Genomic DNA, 19,496 nt, shown 5'->3' on the forward strand with positions numbered 1-19,496 from the left:
TTTATGATGCAGCCATTAATATACTTCTGATGAATCGTTGTGCGCATATACAAACTTACCCAAGAATACGTTAAAGTCCGTAAACTTGGGTAAGTTTTTATATTTGGAGATGACTTGGAGTTCAGCTCCTTTTTTTGTAGAATAAGTGAATTATCCTAAGAATCCCAACAGGATACCGGCTGCTACGGCAGAACCGATTACACCTGCTACGTTCGGACCCATGGCGTGCATCAACAGGTAGTTGGTCGGATCATATTCCAGACCTACGTTCTGAGAGATACGGGCAGAGTCGGGCACGGCAGACACACCGGAGTTACCGATAAGCGGATTGATCTTATTGCCTTCTTTCAAGAACAGGTTGAAGAACTTCACGAACAGGATACCTGCACAAGTTGCGATCACGAATGACAACGCTCCCAAACCGAAGATCTTGATGGAGTTCAATGTCAGGAACTGGGTTGCTTGAGTAGAAGCACCTACCGTAATACCTAACAGGATCGTGATTGTATCAATCAGCGGACCACGGGCTGTTTCAGCCAAACGACGTGTTACACCACTTTCTTTCAACAAATTTCCGAAGAACAGCATACCCAACAGAGGCAGACCGGAAGGAACTAGGAAGCAAGTCAGCAACAGGCCTACGATCGGGAATACGATTTTTTCCGTGGAAGAAACGGCTCTCGGCGGTTTCATACGGATCAGACGTTCTTTCTGAGTCGTCAGCAGGCGCATGAACGGAGGCTGGATAATAGGAACCAGCGCCATATAAGAGTATGCCGATACTGCAATAGCACCCATCAAGTTCGGAGCTAACTTGGAAGAAAGGAAGATTGCTGTCGGGCCGTCGGCACCACCGATGATACCGATTGCACCGGCCTGGTTCGGTTCAAATCCCATTTGAAGAGCGATGATATATGCTCCGAAAATACCGAACTGAGCCGCTGCACCGATCAACATCAGTTTAGGATTGGAGATCAATGCGGAGAAATCGGTCATGGCCCCGATACCGAGGAAGATCAACGGCGGATACCATCCGGAGGTTACACCCTGGTAGAGGATGTTCAGCACAGAACCTTGTTCGTAAATACCCACCTGCAATCCTGCATCTTTGAACGGAATGTTACCGATCAGGATACCGAATCCGATAGGGATAAGGAGCATAGGCTCGAATTCATATTTAATAGCCAGGAAGATGAACAACAGACCGACAAGGATCATGATAAGGTGACCCGGTGTCGCGTTGTAGACTCCTGTATAAGTGAGGAACAACTCCAAGTTTTCTCCCAAGAACTGGAGAAAGCTTTCATGAGCCGTACCTGCTGCCTGTAATAATACTGATCCTAACATAATATTATCCTATTACGACGAGGTCAGCACCTTCCAGTACGGAATCCCCTTTGTTTACTTTTATTTCAATGATTTTGCCGTCACGGTCGGCGTTGATGTTGTTTTCCATCTTCATGGCTTCGAGGACAAGTAGATTCTGGCCTCTCTTGACAGTATCACCGACTTTACAGTTAACCTGTAGGATTACACCTGGCAGCGGAGATTTGACAGCGCCCTTGGTGGTTGAGGCTGCCGGACGGGAAATAACCGGTTCGCCACTTGCCGTTGTAGGAGCTTGAGCCGGGCGTTTCAGTGTAACCATCTGTTTTTTTGCCGGTTTCTCCATTTTTACCTGATAGGGAGTACCGTTTACTTCTACTTCAGCGATGTCATCCACTACCGAGCTGATATGTACTTTATATACGTTACCGTTAATAGTATATTTAAAACTTTTCATTCTTGTTTGTTTTTAGAGATAATTACTTTTTGGGAACTTCACGCAGACCGTAAATCTTGGAACTCCACGGAGAATAAGATCTTTGAACCTTGCGGATCGTCAGAACCGTATGTTCGATGTCGTGGTTGTCATCGCTCATTTCGTATAGAGCCGCACCGATAGCCGCAAAGATTTCCCCGGATTCCTGACCTGCATTGTCTGCAATAACAGCCGCTCCGGCCGCTTTCTGTGCATTGCGTTTGCTGGCCGCGATCGAGAGCTTTCCGATTTGTTTAAAGATGATGAACAACAGGAATAATCCGGAGAACACAACTGCCATGGCAGTCAGGGTCATACCGATACCCCAAGAATCATTTTCTTTAAAGTTCTCGATTTTCTCGTTAGAATCCAATGTTACGTTATTGGTGCTGGGTGTAACTTTTGTCAGAGCTGTCCATTCACCTTGTCCGTCTAAAGTTCTACCATAGCTGACATCTGCTTTTTGTGAAGCAGGGATAACGATCTCATCGATCAGAGTTTTACCGTCTGCATCGTATAACGCAATGTAATTTTCTTTTGATGGGTCGAGCGTGAAATTGACATGGAATGTTCCCCGATCCGGTTCTCCGTCTGCCCAGAACAAAGTGTGCTGGCGAGGAGGAATTACTGTTAGAACGTCGCCCTTCGGAATCGGATACTTTTTCGGGTTGCTCTTGTCATTAGTCAAGTAGCAACCGGCGATATTGACCGAACCGGCCGAATTGTTGAACAATTCGATCCAGGCATGGCGTTTGCCGTAATCATCAACAAAGTTATCTTCGTTGATGACCAGCACTTCATTTATTCGCATGGAGGTTGCACGCTGTGCTTTTGCTCCGAATGAAACGAGCAACGCGAACAGCAGCAATACCCCTATTTTCTTATTAATCATATTCATTTCCTGTTTTAAGAATTATAGAGGCAGATTGTCATGTTTCTTGGCAGGATTGCTTAACTTCTTGGTCTGCAATTGTTGTAAAGCACGAATAATACGGAAACGAGTGTTACGAGGTTCGATAACATCGTCGATATAGCCATATTGAGCTGCATTGTATGGGTTTGCAAATGCTTTTTTGTATTCGGCTTCTTTTTCTGCAGCGCAAGCTTTCGGATCTTCCGAGGCAGCCACTTCTTTTGCAAAGATCACTTCTACAGCACCGCTTGGGCCCATAACTGCGATTTCGGCTGTCGGCCATGCGTAGTTCATATCGCCACGCAGATGTTTGGAGCTCATCACACAATAGGCACCACCGTAAGATTTACGCAATGTTACAGTTACTTTAGGCACTGTGGCTTCGCCGTAAGCGTAAAGCAATTTGGCTCCGTGCAGGATAACACCGTTGTATTCCTGGCCTGTACCCGGTAAGAATCCCGGTACGTCAACCAATGTAACCAAAGGAATGTTGAAAGCATCACAGAAACGGACGAAACGGCCTGCCTTGCGGGAGGCGTTGCTGTCCAGACAGCCTGCCATTACTTTCGGCTGGTTGGCTACGATACCGACAGTCTGGCCGTTAAAACGGGCGAAACCGACGATAATGTTCTTGGCATAGTCGGCATGTACTTCCAGAAATTCGCCGTTATCGATGATGGTTCCGATAACTTCATACATATCGTAAGCCTGGTTAGGATTGTCAGGGATGATGTCGTTCAGGTTGTCATCCAGACGGTCGATCGGGTCTTTACATTCGATCAGAGGAGTTTCTTCCAGGTTGTTCTGCGGCAGGAAGCTGATCAATTTGCGGATCAACTGTAAACCGTCTTCTTCCGTATCGACTGCGAAGTGGGCCACACCGGATTTGGTCGTATGTACGCTTGCGCCACCTAATTGTTCCTGTGTAACGTCTTCGCCTGTAACTGTTTTTACAACTTTCGGACCAGTCAGGAACATGTAACTTGTTCCGCGGGTCATGATATTGAAGTCTGTCAGGGCAGGAGAGTAAACCGCACCGCCGGCACATGGACCGAAGATACCGGAAATCTGAGGAATAACCCCGGAAGCCAAGATATTACGTTGGAAGATTTCTGCATAACCGGCCAAGGCGTTGACACCTTCCTGGATACGTGCGCCACCCGAGTCGTTCAGACCGATAACGGGAGCACCCATCTTCATGGCCTGATCCATTACTTTACAGATCTTCATGGCCAATGCTTCGGATAAAGCACCGCCGAACACGGTGAAATCCTGAGCATAAATATATACCAGACGTCCGTCGATCGTTCCGTAACCTGTTACGATACCGTCGCCCAAATACTTAGTTTTTTCAATACCGAAGTTTGTACAACGATGTTGTACGAACATATCGAATTCTTCAAAACTTCCCTCATCCAGCAACATGGCAATACGTTCGCGTGCGGTGTATTTACCTTTTTTGTGCTGAGATTCGATTCTTTTTTCTCCACCACCTAAACGAGCTGTTTCGCGAAGGGCGATAAGCTCCTTTACTTTTTCAAGTTGGTTACTCATTGTACTATAGATTTGTTGTTAGAAATGAACTTATTTAATTGGCAATTGACGATTGAGAATTGACAATTGAATAGCATCAAATAATTGTCAATTCTCAATTGTCCATTGTTTCTTATTTTCCCGGCATGCAAAGTTCGGTCAGAACGCTGCATGTCGATTTCGGGTGAAGGAATGCAATGTTCAAGCCTTCTGCACCTCCACGAGGAGCTTTGTCGATCAGCTTGACACCTTTTGATTCGGCTTCGTCCAATGCTGCCTGTACGTCGGGAACAGCAAATGCAATGTGGTGGATACCTTCACCTTTCTTTTCGATAAATTTAGCGATTGTACTGTCTTCACTTGTCGGCTCCAGCAACTCGATCTTAGTCTGGCCTACTTTAAAGAATGCAGTTTTTACTTTCTGGTCTGCTACTTCTTCGATGTTGTAGCATTTTAGTCCTAAAACTTCTTCATAATACGGCAGGCAAGCTTCGATGCTCTTTACTGCGATACCCAAATGTTCGATATGTGTAAGTTCCATGTCAATAATAATTTAGTAATTTAATATTGCTTTTTGTTCTATGTTGGCAAAGGTACACTCTTTTTATTAATAGAGAAATAATTCGTTAATATTTATCAGCATGATCCGGATATGTTTAAAAAGCATATTTTTGAAATCATGTGGTTAAAAATCAACGATAAGTCGAATATTCAATTGTCTTCCGGTCAGGTAATTAGGGATTGCGTACTGGTGGTTGTCTATATTGGTAATCCAATAATAGGAACTCGTGTTCTTTATGTCGAACAAGTTGAAAATATCCAACCCGAGCCAAATGTTCTTGAGATTGCGGAAGAATCCGCGATCCATGATTGCATCCGTTCCCCCGGCAAGCTGGTAGGAGAAACCGAGGTCTACGCGTTTGTAGGTCGGAGTACGGAAATAGCCGTCCTCGTAGCCTGTACGTGGGGCTGTGACGGGAAGGCCGCCGGACAGTACGCCTTTCAGATTCAGTTTGACACGTTTGTATCCGGGGAAATAATCCTGAAAAAAGAGCGAGACATTATAACCTTGGCTGTTAGGCATCGGTACATATTCGCTCCCTCGGATGCTTTGCTCCGCTTTCATTAGGGAGAAGCTGATCCAGGAGTCCGTACCCGGAACAAATTCGCCGAAGAATTTGACATCGAGCCCCATCGCATGGCCTTGCGCACAGTTCTCGCCGTAGTATCGGATTTTGACATTATCCACCGTATAGGGGTTCAGGTTATCCAATTTTTTATAATACATATCGGCACTGACTTTGAAATTTCTGCCGGATGCCCGGAATGTATAATCGCCTCCTGCAATGACATGGATGGAACGCTGTGATTTCAGGTTTTTGTTCAGTTGTATGATACTGTTGCCGTGTTCGTCCTGCACAGTTGTACGTAATTCCTTATAGAACGGAGACTGGTAATACAGACCGGAAGCCAGCCGAAATGTCAGGTTCTGGTCGAAGTTCGGAATGAAACCTATTGAAGCACGCGGGCTGAATATAAATTCCCTGTTATAACTCCAATAGCTGCCGCGTACACCACCAACCAGCGTGAACAGTCCTTGTTTGGTACGAAACTTGAATACATCCTGCAAATAGCCGGAAATACGTGTGCTTTCCAGTTTGTTATCCGAGAACAGGTTTGCGATCACGTTGACATTCCCGCCCCCTTGCGGTAACGAGTATCCGGCGGAGTCGCGTTTTTCCCATTCGCTGATCTTGTCGTTGATTTTCTCCAACTGGACGGTAGCACCCCATTTCAACGTATTGTTTTTTATGCGAGCGACACCATAATGCCCGACATTCATGATATTGGAGTGCAGACGGTTGCGAGCGTGCTCGTTATAGCGTGCGATGGATAATTTCTGTATTTCTCCGCCTCCTTCTTCGGCTGCATCTCCCAGCCAGTAATCACCGGCAATATCATATCCTTCCTCTTCCTTACTGGTAAAGGCGGATGCTTGCAAGCCGAGTTCCGTATTGTCGTTCAGGTTATGCTTTAAAGTGAGTGCTCCGAATAACGTTTCGAACTTATCCCGTTCCTGGCCACTCATGAATACTTTAAATTTTTTGGCATTTGTTGCCGTTCCAAAAGAAGTCTCTCGGGTGTGGGGAATGAACTTATAATTGTTTATGGCTAAGTTCCCGAGAAAGTTGATCTCCCATTTGGGAGCAAGTTGGTATGTCATATAAGTCTGCAAATCAATGAAATTAGGATCATATTCGGCATCCGTATCGGTTGTTTTCAAAAGAGATCGTCCTGTTTTGTAACGGAAACCGGTCACCTGTGTGAACTTGCCGGAAGAACTGCCCACATAAGCATTGGCTCCCAGCAGGCTGGCGGAAGCCGAACCTTCGAATCCTTTCGGTTTTTTGTAGGTGATGTCCAGCACGGAACTCATCTTGTCCCCATAACGGGCTTCGAATCCTCCGGCGGAGAAATTGACGGCTTCCGTCATGTCCGGGTTGATAAAACTCAACCCTTCCTGTTGTCCGGAACGGATGAGCAGCGGACGGAACACTTCCAGTCCGTTCACATATACGATGTTTTCGTCATAGCTGCCGCCGCGTACGGAGTATTGCGAACTTAATTCGTTATTGGAAGTAACGCCTGCAAATGTAACGACCAGACTTTCAATGCTTCCTCCGGCAGGGTCGGGGAGTAGTTTGACGCGGTCGGCATTCAGGGTTTCAAGGGTGGTTGTCTGCTTTCGGATGGCGGTAGCTACGACTTCTCCCAGTTCGAGTGATGTATAGTTCATCTGCACGTTGAGACGCATATCTTTGGTTACCTGAGGTAGGATCCTTTCGGCCTTGTTGTAGCCCAGGCATGAATAGATAAGCGTCACCGAGTCACCGGTAGCGACCGAAAGCGAGTAGTGGCCTTTTTCATTACTCATCGTCCCGTTTAACGTGTTCTTGACCCGGATATTGACCAAGTCCAGCGGATTACCGTCCGCGTCGCGGATATAACCGCTGATTTTGGCACGTCCCTGCCCGAAAGCACTTATCGAAAATAATATAAATAGTAGTGTAGCTATTGCACGAATCTTCATATTCCATCTAATTATTAAATCTACAAACGCGGGAAACAACGATTTATTTTCAACGAAAGGCAATTTCTCACTATCTTTGTGCCTTGTATAAATAATTAAGGAAAGAAGATGCCTTTAAACCTACAGAAGAACTTGCCAGCTGTTGAGCTGTTGAAGAAAGAGCACATCTTTGTGATGGACTCGTTGCGTGCGTCTGAGCAGGACATTCGTCCGCTACGTGTAGTTGTACTGAACTTGATGCCACTGAAGATCACGACGGAGACAGACCTTGTTCGCCTCCTGAGCAATACCCCCTTGCAAGTGGAGCTCGACTTTATGAAGATAAAAGGCCATACTCCCAAGAACACGCCGATCGAGCATATGAAGGAATTCTATAAAGACTTTGACGAGATGCAGGATGATTTTTACGACGGCATGATTATCACAGGTGCTCCGGTAGAGCAGATGCCTTTCGAGGAAGTGAACTATTGGGAGGAAGTGACCGAGATATTCGATTGGGCGCGTACGCATGTGACTTCTACCTTATATATATGCTGGGCGGCGCAAGCCGGGTTGTACCATTTTTATGGTGTCCCCAAATATGATCTGCCAGCCAAGATGTTCGGCGTGTTCCGCCATACGTTGCGCGAGCCCTATGTGCCGATCTTCCGAGGCTTCGACGACGAGTTCTATGTGCCGCACAGCCGGCATACGGAGATACGCCGCGAGGATGTGATGAAAGTTCCCGATTTGACGCTCTTGTCCGAAAGCGAAGAGTCTGGTGTCTATATGGCGATGGCGCGCGGAGGACGCGAGTTTTTTATCACCGGGCATTCCGAATACTCGCCTTACACGCTGAATGACGAGTATATGCGCGACGTGAACAAGGGATTGCCTATTGCCGTTCCCCGTAACTATTACCGTAATAACAATCCGGCCCTCGGTCCGGTGGTCCGCTGGCGTGGTCATGCCAATCTTCTGTTCACCAACTGGCTGAACTATTATGTCTATCAGGAAACCCCGTTTCGTATCGAGGATATCAGCAAGTTGGGTAATTTGTAATCAAGAAATAAGAAATAATAGCATGCAAACAAAATCCCGTCCTATAGAACTTCTCTCTCCGGCTAAAGACCTCAATTGCGGGATTGAAGCGATTAATCACGGTGCCGATGCCGTCTATATCGGTGCGCCCAAGTTCGGTGCGCGTTCTGCTGCCGGCAACTCTTTGGATGATATACGTGAGCTTTGCGAGTATGCGCATCTGTATGGCGCCCGCATCTATGTTACGCTTAACACGATATTGAAAGAAGATGAGTTGGAAGAAGCCGAACGGATGATCTGGGATCTCTGGCGTGTCGGGACGGATGCCCTGATCATTCAGGATATGGGGATTACCCGGCTGAACCTGCCTCCTATTCCGCTTCACGCCAGCACGCAGACGGACAATCGTACACCGGAAAAGGTCCGTTTCCTCGAAGCCGCAGGCTTTACACAGGTGGTTCTGGCACGTGAATTGTCGCTGAACGAGATTCGCCGGATATCGGAAGCGACTACCGTTCCGCTGGAAGTATTCGTGCACGGCGCCCTCTGCGTCAGCTATAGCGGGCAATGTTATCTGAGCGCCGCTTTGAGTGGACGTAGTGCTAACCGCGGAGAATGCGCCCAATATTGCCGCCTGCCCTATACGATGGTTGATGCGACAGGGACGGAGATCGTCACCCATAAACACTTGCTTTCGCTCAAGGACATGAACCGCTCCGACCAGCTGGAAGCCCTGTTGGATGCAGGTGTTTCTTCCCTCAAGATCGAAGGGCGGTTGAAAGATGTCGGCTATGTCAAGAATATCACGGCTTATTATCGGAAGAAGTTAGATGCAGTCCTGTCCCGCCGTCCGGAATATCGTCGTGCTTCTGCTGGTCGAAGCACTTATACGTTCGAGCCGGTAGCTGAAAAGAGTTTTAACCGTGGGTTCACCCCGTTCCTTTTGGAGGGACGGACGGCGGATATTACCGCTTTCAATACGCCTAAATCGCTGGGTGAACCTGTCGGGACGGTCAAAGAGATCAAAGGCAATTCTTTTACTGTGGCTGGCTTGAAGCAGTTGAACAACGGAGACGGGCTTGTTTTCTTCAATAGGAAAGGCGAATTGGAAGGTTTTCGTGTAAACCGGGTGGAGGCAAACCGGGTGTTTCCGCTGGATATGCCGCAGCTTACCCCCAAGACTCCGCTTTACCGCAATTTCGACCAGGCATTTGATAAACTGCTCGCCAAGCCTTCAGCCGAACGTAAGCTGTCCGTGGAGATCGAGTTCTTGGACAATCCCTTCGGTTTTACGCTTTGTATGGAGGATGAGACGGGAGCACGGATCATGCTGACCGAGCCGTTTGCAAAAGAGCTGGCGCGTCGTGAACAGCAGGATAATATACGGACACAGCTATCCAAGTTGGGGAATACGCCTTTCGAGGCATCGAAGGTGGTGGTCGGTTTGTCTGAAAACTGGTTCGTTCCCTCTTCTCTGCTTGCCGATATGCGCCGTAGAGGAGTGGAGAAGTTGCTGGAAGCACGCCGTGCCCGCTATCCTCGTGAGACAGTGAAACGTGTGCAGCCGTCCGTGTCGATACCTTTCCCCGAACGCCAACTTACTTATTTGGGGAATGTTGCCAACGGGAAAGCCCGTTCGTTCTACCAGGATCACGGGGTGGAACAGATCGACCCGGCATTTGAACTGTCTCCCCGGAAAGATGTTCCGTTGATGTTTACCAAACACTGCCTGCGCTACAGCATGGGGTGGTGTCCTACTTATCAGAAAGACAAGTCTCCCTACAAGGAACCGTATTATCTGCTTTATAAAGATACGCGCCTCCGGTTGCAGTTCGACTGCAAGCATTGTCAGATGTTGGTATTTGAAAGTTAAAAATTATGAGAACGCTATTGTCAGGACGGATAAGAATGACTGTCCGGTGAAAAAGCCATGATCCGTTTGACAAAAGTATTCCAGCAATAAAGGAGCCGATAGGTATGTGATAACAGTTTCATAAGGATGGAACGACAGTTTCATGGGGATGAAAAAGAAGTTTCATCCCTATGAAAATAAAGTTTCCCTTAAGAGAAACTAAAGTTTTCTTTAAGGGGAACGGGAAGGTAGTGCAAGGTTATATTGCCTTTCCTAATAACTCCATATATTTTGCCACCCCTTTCGTGTCTTCTGGAGCCGGACTCCAGGGAGCGAAATTTTCCGGAGCGAGCGGAGCGAACGGCCCTTCCTTGATTTCATATATGATAGAGCCGGATTCTAGAACTAACAGCCCGTGCCATGTTCCCGCCTTTATTTCGGCGCCGTAAACACCTTCTTTCGGATCGAGTATCTGTGTTTGGGTGATTTCCCCTTTGTTGTCAAAGAGGAATACAGCAATGCGACCGCGCAGCAGGAGGAATATTTCATCTTTTTTAGGGTTCAGATGGCGGTGTGGGCGGAGGTAGGTTCCCGGTTCCAGGGCATTGAGCAAACGGTTGACGGGATCGTCCAAATGCTCATGAAAGTTGTAGTTCATGCGTAGCCGAGGCGACTGTTTGGCACGCCCGGTCGTTTCATTCAATAAAGCTTCGTTTATGATCTTCATGCGAATAATTGATTACTGGAGGACGAATGTACAAAATAAATATTGGCTGGTATGCCATTTCTCCGTACATTTGCAGAAACCTGTAAATAAAACAGAATGAAACCTGCTCTAACTTATTACGCTCTGCTGGTCTTACTTCTGGCATCCTGCTTTTCCTGCAAAACAGATTCGGAGAAGAAAAAGTTTGTTATCGGCGTCTCGCAGTGTACGCTTGAAGGTTCTTGGCGTAAATCGATGTTGCTGGATATGAAGGTGCAGGCCTCCGAATATCCGGGCGTCTCCCTGTTAGTCGAGGATGCAGCGGACAGTAGTTTGTTGCAGGTGGAGCAGATACGTAGCCTGATAAAACGTAAGGTCGATCTATTGATTATCTCCGCCAATGAATCGGAACCTGTCACTCCTATTGCGATTGAGGCCTACCGTGCCGGCATTCCGACTATCCTGGTAGACCGGAAGATCAGTTCGGACGAATATACGACTTATATCGGTGGTAACAATTACGAGATCGGTCGCCAGGCCGGCTTTTTCGTGAACCGACAGGTGAAAGAGAAATATCCTACCGTATTGGAAGTATGGGGCTTGTCCGGTTCTTCTCCGGCGCAGGATCGCCATCGCGGTTTTATGGAGGTTTTGAACTCCCGCATCAAGGTGAAGGAAATATTCGGGAAATGGAAGCCGGAAACGGTGGAGAAGGAGATAGCGGAAATGGATTCGCTGGAGGAGGTGGATGTTGTGTTTGCCCATAATGATGTGATGGCAATGGCTGCCCGCAGGGCAATCGAAAGGATGCATCCCGGATTGGCGGACAGGATTAGCTTTGTGGGGATCGATGCCGTTTCGGGACGGGGATCGGGGCTGGAAGCCGTCATGCACGGAGAGTTGGCCGCTTCGGTCTTGTATCCGACGGGTGGGAGCCTTGCTATCCGTGTAGCCATGCAGATATTGAACGGAGAAGATGTGTCCCGGCAATATTTGCTATCTTCTGCCTTGATCGATAAGAACAATGCCGGAACGCTGTTTATCCAGTCCGAACAGGTGGTCGACTATCAGCACCAGATCGAGTTGCAACGGGAGAATTTGGAGAGTATGCTTTCCAAATACACGTTCCTCCAAAACTCCGTCGGCATTATCCTTTTGCTGATGGGGATGTTGCTTTTGTCCGCCTTGTACGTGGTCCATGTGAACCGGGCGGTGAAGCGGAAGAACCGCGAGCTGAAACGTACGAACTTGCAGGTGCAACAGCAAAAAGAAGAATTGGCTGAGGCAAACCGTTATATTGAGAAGTCGACGGCTCAGAAACTGCAATTCTTTACCAATATCACACACGAGATCAAGACGCCGTTGACGTTGATCCTCGGTCCGCTCGGCAAGCTGTCGAAAGAGGCTCCGGAAGGTTCTTCATTGGCAGACGATATCCGTATCATTCGGAAAAATGCGGAAAGGTTGAAGAGAGTCGTGGACCAGTTACTTGATTTTCGAAAGGTAGAGAGCAATAAGATGAATATGCGGGTCGGAGAGGTAGATTTAGTTGCTTTTGTGGCAGAAGTGAAATCTTATTTCGATACGATGGCTGTCACCAAGCAGATACATTTCACGTTTGAGCATGACTGCCCTTCTGTTAATATATGGGTAGACAGGGATAAGATGGAGAAGATTCTGGCCAATCTTTTGTCCAACGCATTCAAGTTCACGCTGGACGGAGGTACGGTCACGATCCATCTGAAAGATAAAGGAGATCAGGTCGAGCTTTCTGTCGAAGATAATGGCAAAGGTATTCCGTCGGAAAATATTGCTTCCGTCTTTGACCGTTTCTTTACCGGTGACCAGAACTATGTGACGGGAACGGGGATCGGCCTGCACTTGACGCGTGAGTTCGTCCACATGCACAAAGGCACGATCCGGGTGGAGAGTGTTCCGCATAAGAGTACTGTCTTTACGGTCATCCTCTTGAAAGGTAAATCTCATTTTGACGAATCTTGTACATTCGATCTTTCCGTAACCGAGCTTTCCAGTGGTGTCGCCGACTTGAACACGGATGAATTGCAGGAGGTTTTGAACCGTACCTACAATTATACTGTTCTGGTCGTAGAAGATGATCTTGATATACAGAGTTACTTGCAGGCGGAATTAAAACAGAACTTCCGTGTGTTGGTTGCCGATAACGGCGTGAAGGCTTTGGAGGTGCTGATGAGCGAAGAGGTTTCGATGGTTATCAGCGATGTGATGATGCCGGAAATGAACGGTTTCGATCTTTGTCGTAAGATCAAGTCGGATATTGTCCTGAGTCATCTTCCGGTTATGCTGTTGACTGCTTTGTCCGACGACAAGCAACAGATGTACGGGGCTGCCAGTGGTGCGGACGCGTATATCCAGAAACCTTTTAACATAGAAGTCGTGAAACTGCGTATCATCAAGCTGCTGGAGGATCGTGTCCGGTTGCGTGAGGCTTATGCTCGCGATGCTTCTTCGCCTGCTGTTTCCGTGAAGGAGGAAAAAGCGGGAAGCATGGACGATCTTTTTATGAATCGTTTCTTGAAACTGATCGAAGAGTCCTATGCCGATCCGGATTTCAGTATTGAGAAAGGTAGTGAAAAATTGGGCTTGTCGCGTGTGCATCTTTACCGGAAGGTGAAGGAGCTTGCCGGAGTGACACCGACCGATTTCCTGCGTAACTATCGTTTGAAGAAAGCTGCTGCTCTACTCCGACGGAAAGCCGGGAATGTGAATGAGGTGGCTTATGCGACGGGCTTCGGTTCGCCTGCTTATTTCTCGAAATGTTTTAAAGCCGTTTACAATATTACTCCGACTGAGTATCTGGAAAAGGAATAATATTCTTCTCTTTGATAACGCTCGTTACATTTGTGTAACATTTGTGCATGTAACTCGAAAATAAGAGTATAATGTAACATGTGTTATCAATCTTGTAGCATTAGTTATCGTCGCATCTGCTACCTGTCTCTATCTTTGCATCGTAGATAATAAATTATCCTTGTCAAATAAACTATAATGAAACAATGCAAAGCAACAATAAGAAACCGGTCGTAGTAGGCATAGGAGAACTCCTGTGGGACATGTTGCCAACAGGAAAGAAAGCAGGTGGTGCTCCTATCAATTTTGTCTACCATGCGTCGCGGTTGGGGGCGGAAGGATATGCTATCAGCGCCGTGGGAGACGATGGGCTGGGGCGCGAAATCCTCGAAGAACTGGATAATAATTCGATTCGGTATCTGATCGAGAAAGTCCCTTATCCGACCGGAACGGTACAGGTTACTCTGCAGGATGGTATCCCTGACTATATTATTAATGAACGTGTAGCTTGGGATCATCTTTCTCCGACGTCAAATGCGATTGATTTGGCCGAACGGGCGGGTGCCATTTGCTTCGGTACGTTAGGACAGCGTTCCGCACAGTCGAGAGAGACGATACAAGCGATTCTTTCTTTTGCCCCGGACGATGCTTATCGTTGTTTTGACATCAATTTGCGTCAGCATTATTATACGAAAGAGTTGATCGAAGAGTCGCTTTATCTAGCAAATATGTTGAAGGTGAATGACGGGGAGTTGGTCGTCCTGCGGGATATGTTTCATTTGGAAGGAACGGACAAGGAGGTGGCTCATTGGTTTATAGAACACTATAATCTCCGCTTGGTGGTTCTGACGGCCGGAGGAGCTTATAGTACGATATATACCGCTAATGAAGAATCGACTTTGCAAACCCCGGAAGTGCAGGTGGCGGATACGGTTGGAGCAGGTGATGCTTTCTCCGGAGCACTGGTCATTTCGTTGCTGAAAGGGGCTTCGCTAAGGGAAGCGCATGAATTTGCCGTCCGCACAGCGGCTTATGTCTGTACGAAAGAGGGGGCATGGCCGGCATACGAGGAATAGGTAACAAGGGAAATATATATACGATTTGATAGGTTTAGTTTTTAGGTTAGAAAGATTGTTTAGTAGTTAGGAAACCTTAACGTATAGTAGAGCAAAAAGAAAAAGATGGTTGATGTTTAGGTTTTTAGGTTTTTTTGTTTTGGTTGATTGAATGGCTCGGAACTTCCGGGCCATTTTTATTGTTGAATAGCTATAGAAACATAAATAGTGAATGATATGAACAAAAATTTTGCCAAGATTCCGGAGAATGCCGAATCGAAAGCTGTGGATAGGGAAAAGGAAGAATACCCCGTACAACAAGTAGCTGTTACTTATCCGATAGGTGAGAAAGAAGTGAAGGATGCTGTCAAAGAACTCAATCCCGATACGGATAGCCTTGGAAGCAGAGGATAAAGGAATTTTAAAATGGAGAATTGGAAATTAGCTACAGATGTAATTTTCAATTCTCCATTTTAAATTTTTAAATAGCTCCTTCTATTTTATATCTTAACTGATCCAGCATCAGGGCGACTTCGGCTTCTTCTATACCGGCGATCAACAGGTCTGCTACATCTTGGCTGAACTGTTCTTGGAACTTAAGGATGTTGCCGTTTTCCATTTGCACCGCCTGCTGGTAAAAGGAGAGAGCGCCCTTGATATTCTGCAGTGCCCATTCGGTATGTCCGGCATTCAGCAGATCTTGTGCGTGGGGTTGGTTATCCAGTATCTTTTTGTAGTAATTCCGTGCTTGGTCGTATTTCCCTGTCAGGAAAGAACACCATGCAATAGGTCGCCATGCCTTATGGCTTTTGTTATCCAGGTAATCGACTTTGAAGAAGCATTTCAACGCTTCGTTATAATCCTTTAGTTCGAGATGGCAATGGCCAATGCTGATTTGAACTGATAAATTATCCGGATTTAAAGCTTCGTACCGACGGTAATATTTCAAAGCCTCTTCCGGTTGTTTAAGTGAACGGTAGCAACCGGCGATTCGTCGGATTACCCATTTGCTTTCGGAATTCAACAAGTCTGCGTGTAGGTAGGCTTCCAGAGCGCCCTTCAAGTCTCCTTCCATTTGCTTGCAATAGCCGATTTTCTGGAAAAGAATGTCGCTATCTTGATCCGTTTTTGCCAATTGGTTGAATATGGTCAGTGCATCGCTAAAATAGTTTTTACGGAGATAATATTCAGCGATGTTTGTAAGACTTTCTTTATCAGAAATATAAGGGCGCAGGATGGCAAGATTGTGGAAGTCGAGCGGCATCGTGAAGATATCCGTAAAATCCAGATGGCCCGGATATAGTTTGAAGAAACGATACAGGTCTTGTATGTACTGTCCGATGATCGTATCCTGTTTTCCACGTTTGTTGATCAATTCTTCTTTATTCTGCTGGATCATTTCTGTGGCCTGGCTGTCGAATTGGTTCATCATCATCTTTCGGGCTTCTTTCGGCAATTGCATCATGCTGAAATAAAGCGAATATTTATCCGAATTACACATAAAAGCAGCGAATGTCATAGAGTCGAGCATCTGCTTTTCAGCTTCGTTGTCCGGAGTGAACTGATCATCGAAATAAGAATGCTCGATTGTGAATGGAAGCAGCCAGTTGCTTAATTCATGGAAAAACGGGAAATTTTTCAAATGAACAAAGGTCGAGTGCATGACGTCGGCCCCTTCCTGTTGAAGCTCCCCGAATTCTACCATTTTCTTTCCGAGGGTACTGTCAGAAAAGAAGCTTTCCCATTCTGGGTTCATTTCATTTCCTGTCAAATCTTCAGGGGTGAGTTCGTTGAGATTGATCTTTTTGCTGAGCTTTGGACTCAATTTTAACATCTCCGGGATGATCTCATCCTGTAGTTTGCGGGTGATCTTCTCTGTCTCGCGGGCTAAGATGAAGCGTAGGATGATTGTGCGGATCGTTTTGATGAACCCCGGAGTTTCGGCCAAAGCCGCTAGCCTGTCGGCTATCTGCGGATATAACTGCGTCCGTTTTCTATATGTGTATAAAGTGATCAGGATTGAAATTAATGCTCTGACTTTGACCTCTTCGTTCGGATGGCTGGCTGCGTCGAACAATAAAAGTATCTTTTCTCTGTCGAACGCCTCTTGCAATCCTAACATCAAGGCGGAAACAATCTGGCTACCGGTTGTAAAAGGTAGTGCATTGTCGTGTAGCATGCCGCGGATATCTTCAGCTTCCTCTCTTTTCAGAAAAGAAGATACCCATATCTTATTAAAGATGAGAATATTGAATGCGTCACTTTCTTTGTGCTTTCCGGCTTCATGTTCTAAGAGCAGTTGGTCATGCAGCTGTTTGTAAGTGAGAGAAGGCTGTATGTTCAGGCTTCTTCGGCGGCTGTAATAGGATAGGGGAGATTCCACAGCTACTGCTTTCTGCTTGACTGAATCGGCCAATTCATAAGTCGATGCCTGTAGATTGTTGTATATCTGTTCCTGCATCGGATCTTTTGCTCCTTCAATCCGGTAGCGCAGCATATATTTGTAGGTGTCCTGAAGTTCGTTCAGCTTGTCCTGAAAAGAATATTCGCGACTTCCTGCAATAAGAGCCTGTAAGGAATCGAAGGCATTCTTCAATTCTTTACTGTCTAATGAACCGACTATGCGGTTGTATGCTTTGTTTATTTCTTGTAGTGTCATATATTATTAATAACAAATGGTATGCCAAATGTATAACAATTTAGCCTAAATTTCCTATCTTTGCACACCTAAATAAGTTTAGCAGATGAAGAATATCCGCAATTTTTGTATTATTGCTCATATTGACCATGGTAAAAGTACTTTGGCCGACCGTTTGCTTGAGTATACCAAAACAGTAGAAGGTAAAGATTTGCAGGCGCAGGTTCTGGACGATATGGACTTGGAGCGTGAACGAGGCATTACGATCAAGAGTCATGCCATTCAGATGAAGTATAATTATAAAGGAGAAGAATATATCCTGAATCTGATCGATACTCCGGGACATGTCGACTTTTCATATGAAGTATCCCGTTCGATTGCAGCTTGTGAAGGTGCTTTGCTGATTGTTGACGCAGCTCAGGGTATTCAGGCACAGACTATTTCCAATTTGTATATGGCAATAGAAAATGATTTGGAGATTATTCCGATCATGAACAAGATAGACCTTCCGAGTGCAATGCCGGATGAGGTGGAAGACCAGATTGTCGAACTGTTGGGGTGTCCTCGGGAAGATATTCTCCGGGCCAGTGGTAAGACGGGAGAAGGGGTATATGACATTTTAAATACAATTGTCGAAAAAGTGCCGGCTCCGAAAGGTGATCCGGAAGCTCCGTTGCAGTGCTTGATTTTTGACTCTGTGTTTAATCCCTTCCGTGGCATTATTGCTTACTTCAAAGTCGTAAACGGGGTGATCCGTAAAGGAGATCATGTCAAATTTATTGCAACCGGTAAGGAGTATGATGCCGATGAGGTTGGAGTATTGAAGCTTACGATGTCTCCTCGTGATGAGATTCGTACCGGGGATGTCGGTTATATTATTTCTGGTATTAAAACTTCTCGCGAGGTCCGGGTTGGAGATACTATCACCCATGTGGCCCGTCCGGCGAAAGACGCGATAGCTGGGTTCGAAGAAGTGAAACCGATGGTCTTTGCCGGTGTTTATCCGATCGACAGCGAAGATTTTGAGAATTTGCGCGCTTCTTTGGAAAAACTCCAGTTAAACGACGCCTCTTTGACATTCCAGCCGGAAAGCTCAGCGGCATTGGGCTTTGGTTTCCGTTGTGGTTTCCTGGGGTTGTTGCATATGGAGATCGTGCAGGAACGTTTGGACCGTGAGTTCAATATGGATGTGATCACGACCGTTCCTAATGTGTCTTATAAAGTTTACGATAAGAAAGGCAACTGTACGGAGGTTCATAATCCGGGCGGCTTGCCCGATCCTACGTTGATCGACCATATTGATGAACCGTATATCCGTGCATCTGTTATTACCAATACGACTTTTATCGGTCCGATCATGACACTTTGTCTGGGTAAACGTGGCATATTGATCAAGCAGGAATACATTTCCGGTGATCGTGTCGAGATTCATTATGATATGCCTTTAGGTGAGATTGTAATCGATTTTTATGACAAGCTGAAAAGTATTTCTAAAGGGTATGCTTCTTTTGATTACCATATCCATGATTTTCGTCCGAGCAAGCTGGTTAAACTGGATATTCTTCTGAACGGGGAACCGGTGGACGCTCTTTCGACGCTGACTCATATGGACAACAGCGTTGCCTTCGGCCGGCGTATGTGTGAAAAACTGAAAGAGCTGATTCCTCGGCAACAGTTCGATATCGCTATCCAGGCGGCTATCGGAGCCAAGATCATTGCCCGCGAAACGATAAAGGCAGTTCGTAAAGATGTAACGGCTAAATGTTATGGCGGTGATATCTCCCGTAAACGTAAGTTGCTTGAAAAACAGAAAGAGGGAAAGAAACGAATGAAACAGATCGGTACAGTTGAGGTTCCACAAAAAGCGTTTTTGGCTGTATTGAAATTGGATTAAAGTTTTTCATGCTCGTGTATTCAAAACCGGAGGAGCATGGAATCGGGACGGCAAGCAATAAAAAAGAAGGTGTGTCAAAATTCTCACCTTCTTTTTTATGCCCAAAGCCCCGACTTTCACAAGCTGGGGCTTTGTTATTACCTGAAGATTTTGTATCTTTAGGC

General features: G+C 46.3%; 14 protein-coding genes. 6 read left to right on the forward strand and 8 right to left on the reverse strand.

Annotated features, from left to right (window positions below):
* Positions 1–150: 150 nt before the first annotated feature.
* The 6 genes from BHV83_RS08100 to BHV83_RS08125 all read right to left on the reverse strand — a co-directional run bounded on the left by BHV83_RS08100 (position 151) and on the right by BHV83_RS08125 (position 7,338).
* Positions 151–1,347, reverse strand: coding sequence for a sodium ion-translocating decarboxylase subunit beta (locus tag BHV83_RS08100; protein ID WP_005640209.1), 1,197 nt, complete (start codon positions 1,345–1,347; stop codon positions 151–153).
* 4 nt (positions 1,348–1,351) lie between these two features.
* Entirely contained in the window at positions 1,352–1,783 is a 432-nt protein-coding gene (locus tag BHV83_RS08105; protein ID WP_005640211.1) for a biotin/lipoyl-containing protein, read from the reverse strand.
* A 22-nt stretch (positions 1,784–1,805) separates the two neighbouring features.
* Positions 1,806–2,693, reverse strand: coding sequence for an OadG family transporter subunit (locus BHV83_RS08110; protein ID WP_005642237.1), 888 nt, complete (start codon positions 2,691–2,693; stop codon positions 1,806–1,808).
* A gap of 21 nt (positions 2,694–2,714) precedes the next feature.
* On the reverse strand, positions 2,715–4,268 hold the full coding sequence (locus BHV83_RS08115; protein WP_005640215.1) for an acyl-CoA carboxylase subunit beta: 1,554 nt from the start codon (positions 4,266–4,268) through the stop codon (positions 2,715–2,717).
* A gap of 112 nt (positions 4,269–4,380) precedes the next feature.
* Positions 4,381–4,788 carry a methylmalonyl-CoA epimerase gene (mce, locus tag BHV83_RS08120; protein WP_022322820.1) on the reverse strand — a complete coding sequence of 136 codons (408 nt, stop codon included), beginning with the start codon at positions 4,786–4,788 and terminating at the stop codon, positions 4,381–4,383.
* A gap of 144 nt (positions 4,789–4,932) precedes the next feature.
* Positions 4,933–7,338, reverse strand: coding sequence for a TonB-dependent receptor (locus BHV83_RS08125; protein ID WP_005640219.1), 2,406 nt, complete (start codon positions 7,336–7,338; stop codon positions 4,933–4,935).
* Between the two features lie 108 nt (positions 7,339–7,446).
* Here BHV83_RS08125 and metA point away from each other — a divergent pair, with 108 nt between their 5' ends.
* Complete coding sequence (gene metA, locus BHV83_RS08130) at positions 7,447–8,379, forward strand: homoserine O-acetyltransferase MetA (protein WP_122343020.1); 933 nt, start codon at positions 7,447–7,449, stop codon at positions 8,377–8,379.
* A gap of 22 nt (positions 8,380–8,401) precedes the next feature.
* Positions 8,402–10,231 (forward strand): peptidase U32 family protein, encoded by a 1,830-nt coding sequence (locus BHV83_RS08135; protein WP_286757296.1) that lies wholly within the window; start codon positions 8,402–8,404, stop codon positions 10,229–10,231.
* A gap of 238 nt (positions 10,232–10,469) precedes the next feature.
* Here the strand turns inward: BHV83_RS08135 and BHV83_RS08140 are convergent, their stop codons facing one another.
* A complete protein-coding gene (locus BHV83_RS08140; protein WP_138272936.1) occupies positions 10,470–10,937 on the reverse strand; it encodes a WbuC family cupin fold metalloprotein in 468 nt (155 codons plus the stop codon).
* A gap of 96 nt (positions 10,938–11,033) precedes the next feature.
* Between BHV83_RS08140 and BHV83_RS08145 the strand changes: the two genes are divergently transcribed.
* The 3 genes from BHV83_RS08145 (at position 11,034) to BHV83_RS08155 (ending at position 15,214) form a co-directional block, all read left to right on the forward strand.
* The gene (locus BHV83_RS08145) at positions 11,034–13,766 is read left to right on the forward strand and encodes a substrate-binding domain-containing protein (RefSeq protein ID WP_286757299.1); all 2,733 of its coding nucleotides are present in this window, start codon (positions 11,034–11,036) and stop codon (positions 13,764–13,766) included.
* 185 nt (positions 13,767–13,951) lie between these two features.
* The gene (locus BHV83_RS08150; RefSeq protein WP_122205061.1) at positions 13,952–14,821 is read left to right on the forward strand and encodes a carbohydrate kinase family protein; all 870 of its coding nucleotides are present in this window, start codon (positions 13,952–13,954) and stop codon (positions 14,819–14,821) included.
* Positions 14,822–15,037: 216 nt separating this feature from the next.
* Entirely contained in the window at positions 15,038–15,214 is a 177-nt protein-coding gene (locus BHV83_RS08155) for a hypothetical protein (RefSeq protein WP_172676519.1), read from the forward strand.
* Between the two features lie 67 nt (positions 15,215–15,281).
* On the opposite strand, the gene BHV83_RS08160 is transcribed toward BHV83_RS08155, so the two are convergent.
* Entirely contained in the window at positions 15,282–17,459 is a 2,178-nt protein-coding gene (locus BHV83_RS08160; protein ID WP_195292512.1) for a tetratricopeptide repeat protein, read from the reverse strand.
* A gap of 85 nt (positions 17,460–17,544) precedes the next feature.
* Here BHV83_RS08160 and lepA point away from each other — a divergent pair, with 85 nt between their 5' ends.
* Positions 17,545–19,332 carry a translation elongation factor 4 gene (lepA, locus tag BHV83_RS08165; protein WP_005640232.1) on the forward strand — a complete coding sequence of 596 codons (1,788 nt, stop codon included), beginning with the start codon at positions 17,545–17,547 and terminating at the stop codon, positions 19,330–19,332.
* The last annotated feature ends 164 nt before the right edge of the window (positions 19,333–19,496 follow it).

The organism is Parabacteroides sp. merdae-related_45_40, assembly GCF_001915675.1.